Genomic DNA, 21,368 nt, shown 5'->3' with positions numbered 1-21,368 from the left:
GGATTCAGTGGGACTAAAGCGTCGAGCTTTCTTACAGCAAGCTGGTTTAACACTGTTTGCCCTGGGGAGCAGTGAGGCGGGATTGTCTCTAGTGGCAGACCGATACCAGCAAGCACTCGCTCAGCCAACGAATCGCAAGTTGGCCCTGTTGGTTGGCATTAACCAATATCCTGAGCAAGTTTCCGATCGCTCCACGTATGCCCTAAACGGTTGCATCACGGATGTTCAGCTTCAGCAAGAACTGCTGATTCACCGCTTTGGCTTTCAGCCCAGTGACATTCTGACACTGACCGATCAGCAAGCAACCCGTGAAGCGATCGAAGCCGCTTTTCTCGCGCATTTGACCGAGCAAGCTCGACCTGGCGATGTGGTGCTTTTTCACTTCAGCGGGTTTGGTAGTCAGGTCAAGTTGGGAGATAATGGCGAACTGATTCAGAATAGCCTGGTGCCAGTTGATGGCGTTTTGCCCACCGAGGAAAGTCCATATATTAATGATTTGCCGGAGGAGACACTAGGGTTACTACTGCGATCGCTCTCCACTGAGCAAGTCACTGCGGTGCTAGACACTAGCTATGCTGACCCCAATCGAGCTATCCAGGGCAACCTGCGGGTTCGCTCTCGTCCCACTACGCCTAATGGTTGGCTTGCCTCAGCGGAACTGGAATTTCAGGCACAGTTGCGCGGTCGGGTGAGAATTTCCCAAGAACAAAGCCAGTCCCAATGGCGAACGGGTCAGTTGCCCGGCATTGTCTTAATGGCAACGGGACCAAACCAAGTTGCAGCAGAAGGACAATGGAATGGGTTTAGCGCCGGATTGTTTACCTATGCACTGACGCAGCACCTCTGGGGTGCAACGCCTGCCAGTACGGTCCAGCTCACTCTGGGACTCACCGCTGGATCTGTCGAGCAACTGGTCGGCAAAGAACAACAGCCGTATGTCTTGGGGCAAAAGAGCCAGAATCCATCACTATCGCCTTACTACCTTAAGCCCGCTGCTACAACGACCGCTGATGGTGTGGTTACGGCAATCGAGGAAGACGGTAAAACAGTACGGCTGTGGCTGGCTGGACTTCCCGCAGCGGTACTAGAAAATTACGGACAAAATTCACTCTTGTCACTAGTTCCGTCGAATGCTCAGCCCGGTGAAAAGATTCAGCTGCTTGAGTCTGTTGTTGCGGACGTTGAAACGACCTCATCGGCAGACAAGCAACTACTTCAGATTCGCAGCCGTGAAGGTATATCAGTTAGAGCAAGAATTTCTGCTGCTTCTAGCACCATGCCACTGCAAGTGGGGCAGCTAGTCCAGGAATCGGTGCGAGTTTTGCCACGCAATATCAATTTGACTGTGGCGCTAGATTCTAGCCTGGAGCGAATTGAGCGGGTAGATGCGACAAGCGCTTTTGCGACAATCCCCAGGGTGACGGCGATCGCCGCTGGTGAGCAATCTGCAGATTATGTTTTTGGCAAAACTCAATTAGGTGCTCCAACCCTGGCTGCATCGTTGACCGCATCCTCGCTTGAAGCAGGAGACTTGGAGCCAAGACAGCCAGTGAATGGTGATTTACCTGCTCCTAAAAGCAGTTATGGCTTATTTCACCTGGGGCGGTCTGCTCTCCTAAACACGCTGTCCAAGGAAGAAGAAGCCGTCAAAACTGCGGTAAACCGAATTACCCCCCAACTTCACACTCTTTTGGCGGCAAAGCTACTTCGCCTGACCAGTAACGCAGAATCATCTCGTCTGGGTGTGCGCGCAACGCTGGAAATGACTGCCCCTCAAGAACGGATTGTGATGCAGCAGGAAACGCCTCGCGCTCCCTGGGCTGCCCCTGCCAGTCGATTAGCCGGGCTGTTCGTAGGCGATGGCAAATTGCCTACCTTACCGATTAATAGCCGCCTTCAGTATCGGCTGTGTAACTATAGCGATCGCCCTGTCTATTTCATTCTTTTAGGTTTAGATAGCAGTGGGAATGCGATCGCCCTCTTTCCTACACCCACATCTGAAAATAGTCTTGATTTCGAGGCTGCTCCCGCCGATAGTCTGCTCTCACCGGGAGAAATCTTGCTCATTCCCCAATCCACGCCGTCTGACTGGACACTACAAGGACCACCTGGCGTAGTCGAAAATTACGTGATCTTCAGTCATACCCCACTCACCCACACCTACTCTGCCTTGGAAATTTCTATGCGCTCTAAGGGAGATGCCAGACGGGTCAGCACCCTGGCAAATCCGCTAGAAGTTGCCCAAGCAACCTTGCGAGACTTGAATCAAGCTAGCCTGGTCGCCAACAGTAGGACAGACGTACCGCCTGACACCTACACCTTGAATTGCAACAACTGGGCAACCCTAAACTTTGTCTATCAGGTAGCAAAAGCCTAAGTCTTGGTGGAATACAAAGCACGTCATACAGCAGTGGCACGGTGCGCCACTGCTGTATGACGTGCAATTGAGAATTGCTATAGACGCAGTGGAGAACATCTGGGAAAAGCTCAGTAGTGCGCCTATACAGAACTCGTGGCACTTTCAACTTTTTGCCCCGAGGTCATGCCCTACAAGAGCATTTGCTCCTTTCAAAACTTCTCTTCTGAGGGGAAATATCTTTCTAGGACATTGTTTTAAGTACTCAAAGCTACCTTCCAAGAATGAATGTAGCCGAATTTTGCCTACTCTTTTTGCTGCCATCTAACCGAAGAAATAATTAATCAAATCTTAAGAAATAAAGATGAGGAGTATACCGAAATTAGATAGAAGCCTCACAAATTTCTCTCCAAACAGTGGAAATTTGGAGACTTGGTTAAAGATCTTTGAAGAAACTGTAAAGCTATGAAAAATATTGCAGTCTCATACCCAGGAAATAGTCATTCTGGCTCCATTGTTTTTCTGCTTTGCTCTCAGTTTAGTGGCTGGAAAAAGTCAACCATAACCGAGTTTCAATTCCTGGATGTAGCGGGGATCACGCTTTAGGCTTATGATCCCAGGTTAGATTTACGTTGCAACTTTTATTAAATGCTGACATAATAAAATTAAATGTTGGAAATTTTTTCTGCTTATTAACTATCTTTAAGTTAGTTAATCTAGATACATTTTTCGATCGAAGGAGTAAGAGAAACCTTACTTTTTACTCTAAAGCTCTAGGTTTGTTCAAGATTTACTTTTTTTCGAAAATTAGCTGAGTCGAGAGGGTTTTAAGATGCAAACGATACAGAAAATACCTACAATTCAAGCCGTTCGCTGCCCGAATTGTGGTAGCCCAGCCGAGCGACATCACCTCACCGCTAACCAGCTCACTCGGACACAGTGTCCTGCTTGCGATTACCTGATGGTCATGTGTTCGGAAACGGGTAATGTGATTGAGGCTTATGCTCCGGGCATTCCAGCCTGATTGGCTTTGAAGATTTTAAGCGTCCACTGTGAGGGCTAGAAGTTCAACTTCTAGCCCTCATGTTTTTTATGCCGAAGCATCTGTCCCAGACAAAAATCAAATTGGTACAGTATCCCGGTTGTTAGGCGATCGCCCCCACCTTAGAAGCCCGTAGCTGACCACAAGCCGCATCAGCTGCCAAACCCCTAGACTGGCGGACGCTGACCGCAATATGTCTAGCTTTTAGCGCTTCCACAAAAGTTTGAATACGCCTCGCGTCAGGACGCTGATAATCGACTTCTTGAATCGGGTTATAGGGAATCAGGTTGACGTGGCTCTGGAATCCACGTAGATGTTCAGCCAATTCAGTGGCATGTTCGGGGCGATCATTCAATCCACCCAGCAGGATGTATTCAAAAGAGACGCGACGACCCGTAATCTGTACATATTCGCGGCATTCTTCCAAAAGCGCTGTCAAGGGGTAGTGATGAGCGCTGGGAATTAACTGTTCTCGTAAAGCCTGATTAGAGGCGTGCAGACTCACCGCTAGCGTTACCTGAAGCTGATGCTGCGCCAGACGGCGAATGTGACCGGGAATGCCAACTGTAGAAATGGTAATCGATCGCTGCCCAACTCCCACATCTTCGTTGAGCGATCGCACGCTCGCCAGCACGCTGTCTGTATTTAACAGCGGCTCTCCCATGCCCATAAACACAATATTGCTAACCCGCCGCTGAAAATCTTCTTGCACAGTCAACACCTGATCAACAATTTCGTGCCGCCCCAAGTTGCGCGTAAAGCCGCCTTTACCCGTCGCACAAAAATCGCAAGCCATTGGACAACCCACCTGCGAGGAGACACACACCGTCAGTCGCTTGTCGGTAGGAATCCCCACAGTCTCAATAATTTGTCCATCAGCTAAACGCAGCAGAAACTTGACCGTGCCGTCTGGCGCTTCTGACCGATAATGCAGCGTCGATCGCCCCACAGGAACGTCCGCCAAATTTGCCCGCCACTGCTTTGGAAACACCGAAATATCTGCCAGCGATCGCCCCCCCTGTTGATATAGCCACTGGTGCAACTGCTTTCCTCGATAGGCGGGCTGCTGCTGCTGTTGTACCCAATCAGTTAGCTCCGCTAAAGAAGCCCCCAACAGAGGAGGGATAGGACTCACCGCTTGAGCAGGATTGAGGCGATCGCCCTCAGCAGATTGAACGGGGTCAATAGAATCGACAGCAGACATAAACAGCCCTGGAATGAGGAGGATCTCCATCTTAACGTGGAGGCGATCGCGCCATTTTCGACCGCATCCACCCAACTCAGGCATTATGGTTAGTGGTATTGTCCAACCTGACCAGAATTACAATCCAGTTTTTATTCAGTCCCACAATACACATGTTGTTGCACACGCTACCCCTAATTGCCAAATTTGCCTCGCCCGGCCCAATTCTCCTGGAGTGGGGCCCGCTCACTATCCGCTGGTATGGCTTGCTCATTGCATCCGCTGTCCTGATTGGCGTTAGCCTATCAACCTATCTGGCAAAACGTCGAAATGTGAATCCCGACCTGTTAGGAGATTTAGCAATTTGGCTGGTACTGGCTGCGATTCCCTGTGCGCGGCTGTATTACGTGCTGTTTCAATGGCAGGAATATGCTCAAAACCCAGCAGACATCATCGCTATCTGGAAAGGCGGTATCGCTATTCACGGCGCAGTTTTGGGCGGTATTGTCGCGTCTCTAATTTTTGCTCGTCTGAATAAAGTATCTTTCTGGCAATTGGCTGATCTGGTGTCACCCTCACTAATTTTGGGACAGGCGATCGGTCGCTGGGGAAACTTCTTCAACTCAGAAGCCTTTGGTCGTCCCACAGATGTACCCTGGAAGCTCTACATTCCCCCGGCTCAACGTCCTCCCGGCTACACTACAGCAGAATACTTCCACCCCACGTTCCTTTACGAGTCACTGTGGAATCTGGGAGTGTTTGCAATTCTGATTTTCCTCTTCTTTAGGGGGCTACAGAACCCAACAAAACTCAAAACTGGGACGCTATTTTTGGTGTACTGGGTTTGCTACAGCCTGGGGCGCTTTTGGATCGAAGGACTGCGAATGGATAGCCTCATGCTTGGGCCGTTAAGAATTGCCCAAATTGTCAGCCTGGTTGGAATCACAGTAGGACTAGCAGGCTTGATCTGGCTTTACGGTTTGAAGCGATCGCTCCCCGACGTGGTTTCAGAAGACGCATCTTCAGTACCAGCAAACACCAAGTCTAAGAATCATTAAACGGCATCCATTGGAAAAAGAAAAACCCCGGAGGGTTAACTCCAGGGTTTTAATCAGGGTGCATCTACCATACCCTTCTACTAATTAGATGGGATCGATCCGGAAACTCTGAGAAATTCTCCTTTTCCCACCGCAAGACATAGCGGTACGGTAGGGATGAAGCATTCGGCAGAAGGATTGTGATTAAGTTGCAGAGTTTGTGCCCGAATGCTTCGGCCCCACCCAAGGTATTGTCCTTTTACGAAACAGATTCTGGCTCAAGCCCTTAACCTTTCAGCTGCTTGCTTCACGGGTTCAAGCAGGTTGAGCGGCAAGTTCAGCAAGTTTAACGTAGTGATGTGTTTGTCTTTCGTACCAGGAATCGGACCGTGGTAATCGCTCCCCCCTGTCATCAGCAGTCCATACTGAGCGCAAAATGTTTCCAATTTTCTTGTCTCGGAAGGGGTATGACTGGGGTGATAAACTTCAACTCCCATCAACCCCGCAGCAACAAGTTCTTGCAACACCACTTCCACATCACCGCCGCGAAACAGATAGGGATGTGCCCAAACGGGTACTGCCCCTGATGAGCGCAGCAGCTCAATTCCTTCTACAATCGAAAACTTTTCGTAGTGAACGTAGGCAGGACAGCCATCTCCCAAAAAGCGATCAAAAGCTTCCCTTGCGGAGTGTACATAGCCAGCCCTGACCAATGCAGTCGCCAGGTGAGGACGACCCGGAGCCATGCCCTCCCCCAGGTTTGGTAGCTCAATTGGATAGTCCATCTCGGCCAAGTTTGCTGCCATTTGTTTGGCACGCCTTTTGCGTCCCTCCAGCCGAAGGGACAGCGGCTCACTCAATTTAGCGGCATCTGGGTAAAACCCCAGAATGTGTAGCGATCGCCCATTATGGACCGTACTTAATTCCACACCGGGGACAATTTCTAAACGCTGCTCTGCCGCTACAAAAGCCTCATTCCACCCGGAGACCGTGTCGTGGTCAGTGATGGCAAGTGCTTTGACTCCAGTGGCGATCGCTGCTTCAACCAATTCGCCCGGAGTTAGTGTGCCATCAGAATACGTCGTGTGACAGTGAAGTTCTAACATGTCCTGATTATAGTGATACCCACTCAAAAAATTGGGGTACGAAAATTGGGGTACAGAGAGGCAACCCCGTCGGGATTGCCTCTCTGTACCTTGTTTGGTCGAAACAGAGTAAGGCTGAACCTGAGCGATTTGAAGCAAACCGTTTCAGCAATCCGTAGTTTTGCTGAGACCTCTCAGGAGCGCTGTTCAAACACCCGTAAATTAACGATGGTTTGCTAAGGGTTCCACCGAGAGAATAAGCCTAAGTCTGACGTGAGGTCTTATCCGATGGTGGCTACTGAATCTTCTCTCCGCTCCGATAATGTGGAATTGCTGATGTCCTACCAGCACAATCCCACCGTCGCCCTTCGCAACAAACTTGTGCGTCTTAACGCAGGACTAGTCCGCAAAATCGCCCATCGAATTAGCCGCCAGTGCTGTGAACCTTACGAAGATTTGGAACAAATTGGTTATCTCGGATTAATTCGCGCCGTTGAGCGGTTTAACCCCAGCCAAGGATATGCCTTTAGCTCCTTTGCCGTTCCTTACATTCGGGGTGAAATGCTGCACTTTTTGCGCGATCGCAGCAGTTCCATCAAGATTCCCCGTCGTTGGCAAGATTTGCAAAAAGAAGGACAGCGGATTCGCGCCCAGCTTACCCAATCGCTCGGACATCAACCCTCTGATGCAGCGGTTGCTGAGCAACTAGGAATTTCCTTGAACGAATGGCGTGAAGTTAAGCTAGCCACTCAAAACCGTTCACCCCTCAGCCTCGACGCAACGGTGTCTCAACAAACCGATTCCTCAATGACATTGGGCGATTCTTTGACAGATCCTCAATATCAAAACCTTCAGGTTTTAGAAGAAGACCGCCAACAGCTTCAACTTGCCTTGAGCCAGCTAGAAGACAAAACTAGAGCCGCAATTGAGTTTGTCTTTTTCGGTGGACTTTCACGCAAGGAAGTAGCTGAAAGAATTGGAATCAGCCCTATGACTGTGACTCGCCGCATCCAGCGTGGTTTGGAGCAAATGACGACACTCATGCAAGCTCAAACGCTACGCACTGACCCATAAATCCTTACAGCAGTCCCAAAAAGCCGAGAGCGTTGCATCCTTGGATGTAACGCTCTCAGTTTTTTAGAGCATTTATTCTCGTCTCCAGTCTCACCTGGAGATCAGAATAAGAGGTATTTGAACTAACCTCTAGCTCCTACTCCTCAAACAACCTAAGCACTTTGTAGCTCAAGCGTAGGATAGTCAATATATCCCTGCTCAGTGCCACCATAGAAAGTTGAGCGATCGGGCGTATTCAGCGAAGCGTTAGCAGCAAATCGCTCTGGCAGATCTGGATTGGCGATGTAGAGTCTGCCGTAGGCAATCAGGTCGGCTGACCCTTCTGCCAACAGAGCATTACCTGAGTCGCGGTCATGCCCCCCCGCTGAGATAATCGTGCCATTAAAAATTGAGCGGAAATGGCTAGAGGGTAAGTCCGGGCGGTTCGGTTCCTCTAGACTCATGCCCGGAACCCGTGGCTCCACAAGGTGCAGATAGGCAAGCCCAAAGCGGTTTAACGCTCCGATCACGTAATCAAACAGCGTCTGTGGATCAGAATCTTGCATATCGTTGAAGGTGCCGCTGGGAGAAAGCCGAACACCGACGCGATCGCCTCCCCACACGCTTGTTACAGCCTCCGTCACCTCCAACAGAAAGCGGCTGCGATTCTCAACTGAACCGCCATACTCATCTGTGCGCTGATTTGCTCCATTCTGTAGAAACTGATCGAGCAGATAGCCATTGGCACCGTGAATTTCCACACCGTCAAACCCAGCTTCTAACGCATTTTGGGCAGCCCGACGGTAATCTTCAACAATGCCAGGAATTTCTGTGATTTCTAGAGCGCGTGGGGTGACAAACGGCTTTTGTCCTTCATAGGTTGAAGCTTCGCCAGCAGGGGCGATCGGCGAAGGTGCAACTGGGAGCGCTCCATCAGGCTGTAACGACGGGTGAGAGATCCGTCCGACATGCCAAAGCTGGAGAAAAATTTTGCCGCCCCGCTCATGTACCGCATCCGTCACCAGCTTCCAGCCTTCAACCTGCTCTTGAGAGTGAATGCCTGGAGTCGCCGGATAGCCTACACCTTGAGGAGAAATCTGCGTTGCCTCACTGATGATTAGCCCTGCCGATGAACGTTGTGCATAGTAAGTTGCGTTCAAAGATTGAGGCACATTCCCTGCACTAGCACGGTTGCGAGTCAGCGGAGCCATTACAATCCGGTTGGGCAGTTCATACGCGCCAACTTTAACTGGCGAAAGCAAATGAACATTAGAACTCACAAATTTATCTCCTTTAAAAACAAGAATGGGGATCGGAACTTAGGCATTCACTCTTTTGCCGTTGTTTGCCGTTGGTCTCAGCTAGCTCAAGCTGCCTGCTCTGAGTGAGCTGCTTCTATCAAAGCTTCTAGCTTTGCAGCAAAGACTCGCTTGGGAGCTACACCCACCACCTGATCAACGACTTTCCCCGATTGAAACAGCAGTAGCGTCGGGACAGCACTAATCTGATAGCGACTCGCAATGTGACTATAGTCATCAATGTTGAGCTTGGCAATCTTGGCTTGACCTGCAAAATCAGCAGCTAACTCTTCGACGATGGGGGTGATCATACGACAGGGACCACACCAGGCAGCCCAAAAATCAACTAGCACCGGTAACGAACTGTCGAGGACTTCTGCCTGGAAGTTGTCTTCCGTTAGCGTAATGTATCGAGATGAACTGGAAGCCTCTGAAGAAGTCTTTGTCTGAGATGTACTGGACATAATGCTAATCTCCTTTAGTCCATGAAGCGGACTAGTTAAGTGGTTAAACAACCGCTTAACTACGATAATATTGAAAAGTAACTCAATAGTCAAGTGGTTGTTTAAGTGCTTCAATAAGCCTGTTCGAGTTTTATTTGAAAACCCAATTTATTCTGCTGCCTGTATCTAAACATGGACAATCAACCGTCACCTGTGTCACCGTTGCTTGAGAAAACTGAAAATGACTGTCGCGCCAAAATTTTTGCGGCGTTGTCTGACCCCACCCGTTTGCGTATCGTAGAGCTACTGGTTCGCGAGAATGAGCTAAGCGGCTCTGAAATTGCTCAGAAACTTAACATCAGCCTCGCTCTGTTTTGTCACCACTCTAGGACACTGGCAGAAGCTGGGTTGATCACAACCCGTCGGGACGGGCAAACCAAGTACAATGCCCTGAATCGCGATGTTTTAACTGCCTGTCTCAAAAGCTTTTCTGGGTTGATGGATTAACCATCATCTTCCAAAAAATTAGGGTTCCGATACATTGAAAGAAGTCGTTCAAAGTTCTTCGCAATGTCTCAAGCCGATATGCAAGCTGATGTCAATCAAGCCAACAAGTCCCTGGTTTATCCCCCCAGTCCTAAAGTCGATCAGGTGGATAATTATCATGGTGTGCAGGTCTCTGACCCTTACCGTTGGTTAGAAGATCCCGATTCAGACGAGAGCCGTCAGTGGATCGAAGCGCAAAACCAGGTGACGTTTACCTACCTGAATGATATTCCTGCCCGTGAAAGCCTGAAACAGCGGTTGACCCAGCTTTGGAACTACGAGAAATACGGCATTCCGTTTAAGCGGGAAAACCGTTATTTCTACTTTAAGAATGATGGTTTGCAGAATCAGAGCGTTCTCTACACACTGCCCGAACTAGATGCAGAACCGAGAGTTTTGCTTGACCCTAATACGCTTTCTGAAGATGGCACGGTGGCACTCTCGGGATTGGCAATTAGCGAAGATGCCAAACTGATGGCGTATGGGCTATCTACATCTGGTTCCGATTGGCAGGAGTGGAAAGTACGAGATGTAGAAACGGGTGAGGACTTGCCTGACCATCTAAAGTGGATTAAGTTTTCGGGCGCAGACTGGACACTTGATGGCAAGGGCTTTTTCTACTCGCGCTATGATGAACCAAATGAAGCAACAAAATTAGAAGACATTAACTATTATCAGAAGCTTTACTTTCACCAACTCGGTACGTCTCAAGCCGAAGATGTCCTGATTTATGAGCGCCCTGACGAAAAGAATTGGATGTTTGGTGGCGAAGTCACTGAAGATGGCAATTATCTAGTAATTTTGGTGAGTCAAGGAACAGACCCTAGGAATCTAGTGTTTTGGAAGGATTTGAGAAATCCAGAAACCCCTGTAGTTGAGTTAATTAACTCCTTTGAGGCAAAGTTTAGCCTGATTGACAGTGAGGGCACGGTGTTCTGGTTTGAGACTGATCTGGATGCGCCACGCAGTCGAGTAATTGCGATTGATATTGCCAATCCAGCGCGAGAAAATTGGCAAGAGGTGATTCCCCAAGCGGATGAGACACTGATGGGTGCGAATATCCTAAATCACCAGTTTGTCGCTTTCTACCTCAAAGATGCCTACACCCAGGTAAAAGTATTTGACTTGAACGGAACGTTTATACGAGAGGTTGAGCTGCCGGGAATCGGCTCGGCAGGAGGTTTTGGCGGTAAGCGCCATGATACAGAAACATTCTACAGTTTCACCAGTTTCACTACGCCAACAACTATTTATCGTTATGACATGGTGAGTGGAGAAAGTAGTGTGTTTCGGCAACCAACGGTAGATTTCAATCCTGATGAGTATGAGACAAAGCAGGTGTTTTATGCCAGTAAGGACGGTACTCGCGTTCCGATGTTCATCACTCACAAAAAGGGATTAGAACTGAATGGGAATAACCCTACTTACCTGTATGGATACGGAGGGTTCAACATCTCACTCACGCCGTCCTTTTCACCCAGCAATATTGTCTGGTTAGAGCTGGGTGGTGTGTTTGCGGTACCAAATTTACGCGGCGGTGGTGAGTATGGTGAGGAGTGGCATCAGACGGGTACAAAGCTAAATAAGCAAAATGTATTTGATGATTTTATTGCAGCAGCAGAGTGGCTGATTGAGCATCAATATACATCACCAAAGAAGCTGGCGATCGCCGGAGGCAGCAACGGCGGCTTACTGGTCGGAGCCTGCATGACCCAGCGACCCGATTTATTTGGAGCGGCTTTACCCGCGGTGGGTGTAATGGATATGCTGCGTTTCCACAAGTTCACTATCGGTTGGGCCTGGTGCTCTGACTACGGTTCACCAGAAAACTTAGAAGAATTTCAGGCACTCTACGCCTATTCTCCATTGCACAATCTGAAACCTGAAACGGGTTATCCTGCAACTCTGATCACAACGGCTGATCATGACGATCGGGTAGTGCCTGCCCACAGCTTTAAGTTTGCGGCCGCATTGCAGGAAGCTCATGTAGGAAATAATCCGGTGTTGATCCGGATTGAGACTAAAGCAGGGCACGGAGCCGGAAAGCCGACGGCTAAAGTGATTGAGGAGCTCTCCGATCGCTGGGCATTTTTGGTGCGATCGCTAGATATACAGTCCCCTTGAACCCACATTTTTGCCGAAAAGGTAGAAGGTTTTTTGGGGTTCTCCAGAATTTGAGAACTGTGTATGACACGGAATCCGTCTCGTAAAGAAGCACTATTTGGTGTACGGGCGAAGCATTCAGCAAAAGAATTGTGCTTTAGTTGCAAGGATTGTAACCGGATGCTTCACCCCTACCGCTACCGCTACTCTACAGATGGATTTGGTATGAAAAGCTCCGGCTTCCTACAAGTGGAAGCTGGAGCTTTTAAACTGGTATTTATTAATTTGGTAGAGCCAACTCAATGAGGTAATTAGCCGAGCACTTCAAGCTCGATGACATCAAAAGAACTGCCGCGCAGAACCGATTCCACCTGCTTACCCCGCAACCGCCGTCCTGTGACTTGCTCCATCACACCCTGAATCGCTCCTAATGTGAAAGTTAGCTTGCGGTCAGAGCCTTGAAGTTCACCCGCAGAGCAAATTGTTTCCCGACAGTAAACCAGGATTTTTTCTCCATCTGCGACAACGTTATCAATAATGCAGAGCCGCGTGCCGTCCTTGCCCAATGCTGCCTGGAGCAGCGAAACAATCTTCTCAGAGTTAATTCCTGCTCCTGTCAAACCAAGCTGTTCTGCAAGTTGCTTGCCTCGCTGACGACCCGCAGCAATCAGAGCGATCGCTGCTGCCTTTTCACCGAGCGCATCTTCAGTCCCAGTCACGATTGCTCTAAAACAAATAATGCTGCTAAAGTCACCTAACTCGGTACGCAGTTGATTGACAGCAGGAATTGCAACACTAGACATAACAAACACCTCAAAGATTTTCAGGACGGACTGTTGAAAGCAACTATTTTTTGCTTTCATCTGTGTTGCTTGAATTGCATCAAGCAACATACTTGTACTGTTAAAGTACCCATATTGAAAGCAATTATTCTGCTTTCATCTGTGTTGCTTGAATTGCATCAAACAACATACTTGCACCGTTAGAGTATCGCTACAGTCCTTATGGGAATTAGCTTTTGTCACCTTTATCAAAGCTATATATACCAACCCTAAATCGTCTGTAGATGAGTAGGTTGCACAATCAGCAACTTACCCTAATGAATGCCTTTCAAGGCTTATTTAGGATTGCTATACAAGGGAAAATGCAACTCCGTAACCTATTGATGTCAACTAACTAGATAAATGTCAAACAATCCGGACTGGAGATAATTAAGAATTACATCGCTGGCAAAGCAACAGTCCAAACCATTGATTTGGATCAGTCCAAGTTTGGATAGGCTGAAGTCCTTTGGACTCAAGCTCTTGCTGAATTTGAGCTAAGTTAAACTTACGCGAAATTTCACTGAGGATAGTTTCTCCTGATTGAAAGGCGATCGCCACTCCTAAATCTCGCAATTCAACAGTTTGCGCCTTCAGGCTGCGTAAGTGCATTTCGATTTGTTGCAGCGATTCGTTATAAAAAGACCAGTGTTCAAATTGAGTCAGGTCAAAGTTTCCGTCAAATCGCTGGTTTAAATGGCTGAGCATATTCAAATTAAAGGCAGCGGTGACACCTTGGCTGTCGTTATAAGCCGCTTCTAGCAGTTCCTTTGGCTTTTGTAGGTCGATGCCTAACAGAAAATATTCACCAGTCTGCAATGCCTGCGTCACCTGTGAGAAGAATACGTCACATTCTTGCGGATTCAGGTTGCCCAGAGTGCTGCCAATGAAGCAAATCATCCGGGTGGGCAATGGGGCTGGGCTGAGCCGTTCTAGCGCTAGCTCATAGGTGCTAACCAACCCGTGAATTTTGAGGCTGGAATAGTCCGTTAACAAGGTGCGAGCGCTGCTTTCGAGAATGCCTGCACTAACGTCAATTGGTAGGTAGCGTAAGGGATATCCCTGCTGCTGGTAGGCATCTAGCAAGAGGCGAGTTTTGCTGCTGCTGCCGCTGCCCAGTTCGACAATTTCACAGGCTCCAGTCAGTTGGGCGATCGCCCCTGCGTATGCCTGAAAAATGGCGGCTTCTGTGCGAGTCAGGTAATATTCTGGCAAATCGCAAATTTGCTCGAACAATTGAGAGCCGTAATCGTCATAAAAGTAGCGCGGCGGCAAAGATTTTGGCGTTTTGCTCAAGCCATCAATCACATCCTGCGCTGACTCCAGATCGGTCTGAGCATTGACTGGATCAATCAAATACTCAATCTGTAGACGATCCTCTAAGGCATATTGAGAAGAAGAGAGGCGATCGCCAATTTTGCTTTGAGAAAAACCCGTTGAGCCAGAAGATTTAGGAAATTGCATGAAGCTTTCATAGAATCCATCAGCGGGTAGACCAAGAGCCACACCCGCCCTGCATTTTCCCATCCAATAATGAGAATTGGCTTAGCCTTTAGGATCATTTGTTGCCAAAACCTTCTACATTAGCTCAACCGATCTGCGCTATAAATTTGACCTGCAGGATACGATAGCGATAGTAAGAGCTTAGGCTACGGCAGTTCCCTGGAGTCTTGTTAAGCTGCTGAGTCAAAGAATTAAGCAAACAGTAACGATGACCGATGTAGATTTTGAACTCGATAATCAGGCTGATGCGCTGCCACTTTTGTCGGACGTGGCTTTGATCCCACAGGCTCCCGAAGGCTTTAAGTCGGGCTTTGTGGGCATCGTGGGACGGCCGAATGTGGGCAAATCTACCCTGATGAACGAATTGGTGGGGCAAAAGATTGCGATTACGTCGCCAGTGGCACAGACGACGCGCAATCGCCTCAGAGGAATTTTGACGACCCCTGAGGTGCAAATTATTTTTGTTGATACGCCAGGGATTCACAAGCCCCATCATCAGCTTGGGGAAGTGCTGGTGAGAAATGCCCGAATTGCGATCGATTCAGTAGATGTACTGCTATTTGTGGTAGACGGAACGGTGGAGGCGGGGGGAGGCGATCGCTTTGTCGTAGATTTGCTCAGCCAATCTAAAACGCCTGTGATCTTGGGGATCAACAAGGCAGACCAGCAGTCTGCTGATGCTGAATCAATCGACCATAGCTACATTCAATTAGCAGAAGCAAACGGTTGGGCAGTGGCAAAATTTTCTGCCCTCACAGGAGACGGGTTGGAAGCTTTGCAAAGTTTGTTGAATGAGCGACTGGAGTTGGGCCCGTACTACTATCCCCCCGATTTAGTCACTGACCAGCCAGAGCGTTTCATCATGGCTGAATTGATTCGGGAGCAAATTCTGCTGCTGACTCGTGAAGAAGTGCCGCATTCAGTGGCGATCGCCATCGACCGCGTAGACGAAGAGCCCGAAATCACCCACATTCTCGCCACGATCAACGTTGAGCGGCAGTCGCAAAAGGGGATTGTGATCGGCAAGGGTGCCAGTATGTTGAAGGCGATTGGGACGGCGGCCCGTCAGCAAATTCAAAAGCTGGTAATGGGAAAGGTCTACCTGGAGCTATTTGTGCGGGTGCAACCAAAATGGCGACAGTCCCGCACACGACTTGCAGAATTTGGCTATCGGGTTGAAGAGTAATATCCTCAAGAGCCAGAAGGACTGCCTACTGGCTGAGTAACTGCACCAATTTCTGATTTTGCACGTCAGTGCCAACCGTGATCCGCAGCTTGTCCTGGAGTTGGGGTTGGTTAAAGTAGCGGACCAGGATGCCCTGCTCTTTTAACTTCAGATAAATTTCCTCGGCATTGCCGTGAGGTGGACGCACTAGCAGGAAGTTGGCTTGGGAAGGTCCGATCTGGAAGCCTAGCTGTTTCAAGTCTTCTGCCAATTTTGCGCGGGATGCTTTAACTTTTTCAGCATTGGCGATTTTGTGAGGCTGGTCGGCGATCGCCGCTGCACCCACTGCACAGGCGATCGCGTCAACGTTATAGCTATCCTTAACCTTCATCAGCCCATTTAGTAGAGCGGGGTTGCCAATCCCAAAACCCAATCGCAGACCTGCGAGGGAATATCCCTTGGAAAGGGTTCTGAGAACAATGACGTTATCGTATTTTTCAACCAGTTCCAGTGCGTCTGACTCAGCAAAATCGACGTAGGCTTCATCAATCACCAGTAAGCCAGAAAGCCCTGCTGCTAACTTTTCCAACAGTGCATTAGGAACCAGCGTTCCAGAAGGGCTGTTGGGGGACGCGATGAAGGTAACGGCTCCGTTGGCAGCAATCAACTCCTCAACGGGCAGATCGTACTCCTCGCCATAGGGCAATTCGACAAACTCGGCATCTTGAATTTGAGTCAGGGTGCGGTACAAAACGTAGGTAGGGGCAGGATAAACGACGCGCCGTCCTGGTTCCGCGCAAGCCCGCAAAATCATCGTTAGCAGGTCATCACTACCATTGCCAACCAAGATCCAGTCGGCAGGAATGCCCAATGCTTTACTCGCTGCTTCCCGAAATGGTTTCGCAGTCGGATCAGGGTAGCGGCGCAGCAACTCGCCACTCAGATCTTGCAACACCTGAAGTGCCGCAGGTGAAGGCGGGTAGGGATTCTCATTCGTGTTGAGCTTGATGATGTTTGATCCCGGTGGCGGCTGTTCTCCCGGTTTGTAGCCCTGCATCGCGTTGATGCGATCGCGGAAAAATTGCATGAGATCTCCCTTGATTGAATGAATTGATTGAATGAATTGAATGATTGAAATTGAATTATTGGAGTTGGCGTAATACCTGTCGAACGGTTTCTGACGGTACTTGATCAGTGACTTTGACGGTTCCAATTTGAGTGGGGAGGACAAAGCGAACCCGTCCGGCTTCAACCTTTTTGTCGGTTTGCAGGGTATCTACGATCGCTTCAACATCTAGCTCAGCCGGGATTTGAGTAGGCAGTCCAGTTTTTTGGATTAGGGCGTGTTGGCGATCGCTCTCTGCTTGCGTCCACAGCCCCAATTCCACAGCAATCTGTCCGGCTGCGACCATGCCGATCGCAACAGCTTCTCCGTGATTCACTAGACGATATCCAGTCAAGCTTTCGACCGCATGTCCGATCGTGTGACCATAATTCAAAATCGCTCGTAGTCCTGCTTCTTTCTCGTCTTTGCTGACAACGTGTGCCTTTGCCTCACAGGAACGGGTCAAAATCATTTGCAAGAGTTCTAGATCGAGATAGCGCTGTTGATCTAGTCGGGAAGCTTGCTCTAGCTGTTCAAACAACTGAGCGTCCCAAATGATGCCATATTTGATTACCTCTGCCATGCCTGCCCGAAATTCTCTTGCAGGTAGCGTATTCAGCACTTGCGGGTCGATGAGTACCAGGCGCGGCTGATAAAATGCGCCGATCAGGTTTTTGCCCTGGGGATGATTTACACCCGTCTTGCCGCCGATTGAGGCATCAATCATTGCTAGCAAAGAAGTTGGAACCTGGACAAAGTTAATCCCCCTCAGCCAGGTTGCTGCTGCAAAGCCTGCCATATCCCCAACCACTCCACCACTCAACGCCACGATAGTCGAGGAGCGCTCTAGGCGATTTGCTAGAGCCGTGTCATAAATTTTTTGAATTGAGGCGAGAGTTTTGTAGCGTTCGCCTGCTGGAATCGTATGCTGGACGACCTCAAAACCCGCCTGTTCTAAAGAGGCGATCGCCCGTTCTCCATAGCTACGAAAAATGCCGGGATTAGAAATCAGCAGCACCTTTTTTCCTAGCTTCAGCGGCTGCATCCAACTGCCCAAATGGTCTAGCCCACCTGAAACGACGGCAACTTCATACGACCGCTGCGGTAACTCAACTGTGACAACAGATTTCATTGGCTTACCAACCCATAACCCTCGTGCGCTGTATTCTACTCCAGGAAGTGGTTCAATAGTTTTATGAAGCTTTTAAAGGAAAGGTTAAATGTCTGGAGTACTTGCTTACATTCTGCTTTACGGGGCTGCCTTTGGGGCGGCGATCGCGCTGTATTTCGGGCTGCGTGCGGTTAAGTTGATTTAGGTTGAATGGATCCGCTCAACAGCCTGGAGATTTAACAGCCTTGAGCTGAAATTCAGCTCAAAGCCCAAACCCCAGGTTAATTTCGCCTGTAGGGGCGGTTCACGAACCGCCCCTACGCAATTTATGCTAATTGCTCTAAACCCGCAGCGTTAGCCGAACGGTTCCAGTTTGTTGAGTGGGAGATGTCCAGGTTTGTAGCGATCGCCTCACGGGATCAACGACCTCAGCCGCTTCTATCGTCGATTCCTGCTCATTCAGCAGCACTCGCTCGACACGACCATTCCGCAGGCGCAGCTCTAAAACCAGATCTCCGGTAAAACCAGAAGGCAAATTGACAGACTGCAAGTGCTGCTCCAGTGAAGCTAGCTCTGCCTCATCTAATCCTTCTGTATCAACGATTTGAATTTGGGAGGCTGTTGGTGTAGGAATAGGAGACATTGGGCGGAGCGTGAGTGGAGCGGGTGCCATTTCATAAGCATCTTGCTGTCCAACTGAAGCCATTGAGCGACTGGGAGCCATTGCACCACCCGGAGCAGAATTGCTCATGGCTGCATCAGCACCGCCAAAAATTCCTTCGTAGCTTACTCCTTCCGGTAGCTCGACGGGAACCTGTACTCGACGGCGTGTGCCGTCTGGGTCTACTCGCACCTCTTCACTAATGGCGACAAAGGCAGTGTATTGCGACAGCAGCCGATACTCTAGGGCTGTATTGGTGACCGCTTCAACGCCTGTTGTGGTTTCGCCGCCAAACATTTGGTTCATCAGATCTTTGATGCGGAATCTGCCCCAGAGTTGGGCGATCGCCTCATTCCCTTCCTCCTCAAAGTTGACCGGGATTGTCTGCTCATAGCGCCGCCCACCTGCTGCCGTTCCAGTAATTTGCAGAGTGCCGCTGATGCCATCAGGCTTACGTCCAAATAGCACTAGCGGCTGCTCGGCAAATAGGTCAGGTGCCGCTAAGGGATAGATTTCTGGCGCTTCGCCGTCTCCCTGCCAGCGCACCTCAACGTTGGTCAACACCGGGTTGTTGATTTGTTGAAAAAACTGCTCTGCGACGGCTTCGGTTGGTTCATCCTGACGCACGACCTGCACCGTACCGCGACCAACCTCTGCCAATCGATTCAGCAGAAAACGGTTCACCGAACTGCCAACCCCAAAGCTATACAAGCGGTTGCCAGGACTGAGCCGCCGCTGCACTTCTGCAATCACCTCGTTTTCGTTGCCGATGTAGCCATCGGTCAGGAGTACAACGCTCCGTAACCGTCCTTCCTGGGCTGGGGGAAAGTTCATCACAGCTTGAATTCCGTTGAGCAATTCGGTGCCGCCGTTTGCGTCTAGCTGATTGATGTAAGCGATCGCCCTTGCCCGGTTCGCAGCAGTATTCGGTAAAGGGGTAGCGGAGAGTTGCGTAGTGGTATTCGCAAAGTCAATGATCGTAAACGTATCGTCTGGATTCAGTCCGTTGATCATGCGGCGCATTAGCTCTTGCGACTTTGCCAGAGGATCACCCTCCTGCGACCCAGAGGTATCCATCAAAAACACCACATCTTTGGGGACAATCTCATCTGCGTCATACTCCACTGCTGGGATCAAGTAAGCCGCAAAGTGTCCGCCCCGTTCATCTACTTGATTCAAGACAGTTGCTTGAGTGCGATCGCCCGCAACTCGATATCGCAAAACCAAATCTTTGTTCAGAATCGTATCTTCGCCATCAAGCGTCACCCGCACTGCCTGCCGATTGCGGCTGGTGCGAATTTGGTGAGACGTAGAATGTACGTCTTGAATTGGCACTCCTGCATCAATGTCTACTGTGACTCCGATGTCATGCCCGGAACGCACTTCGGGTGGCAGCACAGGTGGCGTAATCTGAGAAGCATCGGGCACCTGGTCAGTGTCACCGCTGGGAGCAATCGGCGTACCGGGAATGTAGCGCGGCCCAACCACCATCGGAAAGACAAATTCGTAATCGCCACCCTCAAACTTGAGGCTCTCAGTGTAGCGAATCGTTACATCAATCTGTTCACCAGGGCGAATGTTTGCCAATGACTGAGTGAAGATATTGTCTCGCTCTTGCTCCAGCAAGCCTGCTGTTTGTCCCTGCTCGATCGCCTGCTGATAAAGTTCCTGGGCTTCCTCCCGCCGCTTAATGTCGCTGCGAATGGTGCGATCGCCAATCTGAATCTCCATATCATCCACTGCCGCCTCGTCCGGCAGCGGAAACACGTACACCGCCTCCAGTGGCTCCTCAAACGGATTCTCAAACGTCTGCGTCATCTCAACCCGCGACACATTGCCGCTGACTTGAGCCTTCACCTCAGTGTGGCGCAACGGAAAAACCCGCTCCTGCCCATCCATCTGGACATACAATCCTCCTGTTACACCATCGGATGCAGCAGGGGACTCTCCTGTCCCTGAGCCGGAACTTGAGTTAGCCAGAGAGGGCGATCGCGCGGGCAATTGGGCGATCGCAAAGTGAACTAAACTACCCGCTACGCCAACCAGCAGAACCGTCAACGGCAAAACAAAGGAGAGTTTCATAGGAGGAGCTTAGGTGAACGAAGATAGCTCTCACCATGACATCCGTTGAATTGCCTTCCTTCAGGGTTGCGAAAACTGCAACAGAGGAGTGAGGGATAGGGAATGAAGAAATACCTTCTTGCCCTATCCCCTAAAACCCCTCTCATCCTTACTCTCTGACTAACTCCGTATTAATCTCGTTCACCTGTCGGCGCTTTAGCTCAACCGACTCAGAGCGGGGCAGCAGGTTAAATACTTCACGAAACTTGTCGTCGATCCGCTCAAAGGGAATCGTACCTGTCTCGTTCAGCACAACCTCACCCGCCTGATTAAATAACACCGTTTGGGGTACAAGTCCCTTGTAGTAGTAGCCCAAATCTGTTGGCTCGTAGTGTTCTTGAGGGGCGATCGCGTCCACAGTCATGGCAATAAAATCAGCCGCCCGACCGTAAAATGAATCAAGCTGGTTGACGACTGCAACAAACTCTTTGCAATCACTGCTGTCATCTACATAGAACACAACCAGCGTTGGCTTATCTCTTTTAAAAGACTCTGCCAGCGTCACTTTGGGCGGAACTAGAGAACCGTTGCCTGCATAGAGCGGAAAAATATTGCCATCAAAGCGATCATCCGTCAGACCTGCCCAGGCAGGATTACCTAGCAGTCCTAATAGTCCAAGCAGCAGAACCAGACTCAGCAACAGCCTGGAAAGCTTTCGACAAAAAGAATTCATCACAAAACGTCTTTGCAAAAAACCGTCCCAAACCAAAAACTTATCCCCTCAATGTTAAACCT

At 49.6% G+C, this 21,368-nt stretch carries 18 protein-coding genes; 8 read left to right on the top strand and 10 right to left on the bottom strand.

Annotation, left to right across the window (positions count from 1 at the left end; translation table 11 throughout):
• Positions 1-7 precede the first annotated feature (7 nt).
• Both H6G00_RS31120 and H6G00_RS31115 read left to right on the top strand, forming a co-directional pair.
• Positions 8-2,377 carry a caspase family protein gene (locus H6G00_RS31120; protein WP_190799675.1) on the top strand — a complete coding sequence of 790 codons (2,370 nt, stop codon included), beginning with the start codon at positions 8-10 and terminating at the stop codon, positions 2,375-2,377.
• 811 nt (positions 2,378-3,188) lie between these two features.
• The gene (locus H6G00_RS31115) at positions 3,189-3,380 is read left to right on the top strand and encodes a replication restart DNA helicase PriA (RefSeq protein ID WP_190644203.1); all 192 of its coding nucleotides are present in this window, start codon (positions 3,189-3,191) and stop codon (positions 3,378-3,380) included.
• 121 nt (positions 3,381-3,501) lie between these two features.
• On the opposite strand, the gene rlmN is transcribed toward H6G00_RS31115, so the two are convergent.
• A complete protein-coding gene (rlmN, locus tag H6G00_RS31110) occupies positions 3,502-4,602 on the bottom strand; it encodes a 23S rRNA (adenine(2503)-C(2))-methyltransferase RlmN (protein ID WP_190799766.1) in 1,101 nt (366 codons plus the stop codon).
• 152 nt (positions 4,603-4,754) lie between these two features.
• Between rlmN and lgt the strand changes: the two genes are divergently transcribed.
• Complete coding sequence (gene lgt / locus H6G00_RS31105) at positions 4,755-5,639, top strand: prolipoprotein diacylglyceryl transferase (RefSeq protein ID WP_190688805.1); 885 nt, start codon at positions 4,755-4,757, stop codon at positions 5,637-5,639.
• A 257-nt stretch (positions 5,640-5,896) separates the two neighbouring features.
• Here lgt and H6G00_RS31100 read toward each other — a convergent pair whose 3' ends face one another.
• On the bottom strand, positions 5,897-6,724 hold the full coding sequence (locus H6G00_RS31100) for a PHP domain-containing protein (protein WP_190799674.1): 828 nt from the start codon (positions 6,722-6,724) through the stop codon (positions 5,897-5,899).
• A gap of 267 nt (positions 6,725-6,991) precedes the next feature.
• Between H6G00_RS31100 and H6G00_RS31095 the strand changes: the two genes are divergently transcribed.
• Complete coding sequence (locus tag H6G00_RS31095) at positions 6,992-7,777, top strand: RNA polymerase sigma factor SigF (protein WP_190799673.1); 786 nt, start codon at positions 6,992-6,994, stop codon at positions 7,775-7,777.
• A gap of 152 nt (positions 7,778-7,929) precedes the next feature.
• Here the strand turns inward: H6G00_RS31095 and H6G00_RS31090 are convergent, their stop codons facing one another.
• Both H6G00_RS31090 and trxA read right to left on the bottom strand, forming a co-directional pair.
• Complete coding sequence (locus H6G00_RS31090; RefSeq protein WP_190799672.1) at positions 7,930-9,036, bottom strand: N-ethylmaleimide reductase; 1,107 nt, start codon at positions 9,034-9,036, stop codon at positions 7,930-7,932.
• An 86-nt stretch (positions 9,037-9,122) separates the two neighbouring features.
• Entirely contained in the window at positions 9,123-9,518 is a 396-nt protein-coding gene (trxA, locus tag H6G00_RS31085; RefSeq protein ID WP_190644197.1) for a thioredoxin, read from the bottom strand.
• A gap of 171 nt (positions 9,519-9,689) precedes the next feature.
• On the opposite strand from trxA, the gene H6G00_RS31080 reads away from it, so the two are divergent.
• Positions 9,690-10,004: a metalloregulator ArsR/SmtB family transcription factor gene (locus tag H6G00_RS31080; protein ID WP_190688814.1), complete on the top strand. Its 315-nt coding sequence runs from the start codon at positions 9,690-9,692 to the stop codon at positions 10,002-10,004.
• A 63-nt stretch (positions 10,005-10,067) separates the two neighbouring features.
• Positions 10,068-12,167: a prolyl oligopeptidase family serine peptidase gene (locus tag H6G00_RS31075; RefSeq protein ID WP_199318819.1), complete on the top strand. Its 2,100-nt coding sequence runs from the start codon at positions 10,068-10,070 to the stop codon at positions 12,165-12,167.
• Positions 12,168-12,457: 290 nt separating this feature from the next.
• Here H6G00_RS31075 and H6G00_RS31070 read toward each other — a convergent pair whose 3' ends face one another.
• A complete protein-coding gene (locus tag H6G00_RS31070) occupies positions 12,458-12,949 on the bottom strand; it encodes a hypothetical protein (RefSeq protein ID WP_190799671.1) in 492 nt (163 codons plus the stop codon).
• 408 nt (positions 12,950-13,357) lie between these two features.
• Positions 13,358-14,431: an L-histidine N(alpha)-methyltransferase gene (gene egtD / locus H6G00_RS31065; RefSeq protein WP_190799670.1), complete on the bottom strand. Its 1,074-nt coding sequence runs from the start codon at positions 14,429-14,431 to the stop codon at positions 13,358-13,360.
• A 247-nt stretch (positions 14,432-14,678) separates the two neighbouring features.
• Between egtD and era the strand changes: the two genes are divergently transcribed.
• Positions 14,679-15,656: a GTPase Era gene (gene era / locus H6G00_RS31060; RefSeq protein ID WP_190799669.1), complete on the top strand. Its 978-nt coding sequence runs from the start codon at positions 14,679-14,681 to the stop codon at positions 15,654-15,656.
• 25 nt (positions 15,657-15,681) lie between these two features.
• Here the strand turns inward: era and hisC are convergent, their stop codons facing one another.
• Both hisC and aroB read right to left on the bottom strand, forming a co-directional pair.
• Positions 15,682-16,722 carry a histidinol-phosphate transaminase gene (gene hisC, locus H6G00_RS31055; RefSeq protein ID WP_190799668.1) on the bottom strand — a complete coding sequence of 347 codons (1,041 nt, stop codon included), beginning with the start codon at positions 16,720-16,722 and terminating at the stop codon, positions 15,682-15,684.
• 55 nt (positions 16,723-16,777) lie between these two features.
• The gene (gene aroB, locus H6G00_RS31050) at positions 16,778-17,872 is read right to left on the bottom strand and encodes a 3-dehydroquinate synthase (protein WP_190799667.1); all 1,095 of its coding nucleotides are present in this window, start codon (positions 17,870-17,872) and stop codon (positions 16,778-16,780) included.
• Between the two features lie 88 nt (positions 17,873-17,960).
• Between aroB and H6G00_RS31045 the strand changes: the two genes are divergently transcribed.
• Positions 17,961-18,056: a cytochrome b6-f complex subunit PetL gene (locus H6G00_RS31045; RefSeq protein WP_190644190.1), complete on the top strand. Its 96-nt coding sequence runs from the start codon at positions 17,961-17,963 to the stop codon at positions 18,054-18,056.
• A gap of 135 nt (positions 18,057-18,191) precedes the next feature.
• Here the strand turns inward: H6G00_RS31045 and H6G00_RS31040 are convergent, their stop codons facing one another.
• Both H6G00_RS31040 and H6G00_RS31035 read right to left on the bottom strand, forming a co-directional pair.
• Complete coding sequence (locus tag H6G00_RS31040) at positions 18,192-20,594, bottom strand: VIT domain-containing protein (RefSeq protein WP_190799666.1); 2,403 nt, start codon at positions 20,592-20,594, stop codon at positions 18,192-18,194.
• 148 nt (positions 20,595-20,742) lie between these two features.
• On the bottom strand, positions 20,743-21,306 hold the full coding sequence (locus tag H6G00_RS31035) for a thylakoid membrane photosystem I accumulation factor (RefSeq protein ID WP_190799665.1): 564 nt from the start codon (positions 21,304-21,306) through the stop codon (positions 20,743-20,745).
• Positions 21,307-21,368: the final 62 nt, after the last annotated feature.

Source organism: Leptolyngbya sp. FACHB-541 (assembly GCF_014695875.1).
Lineage (GTDB): Bacteria > Cyanobacteriota > Cyanobacteriia > Elainellales > Elainellaceae > JAAUTN01.
This window is presented reverse-complemented; position numbering and strand designations above follow the sequence as displayed.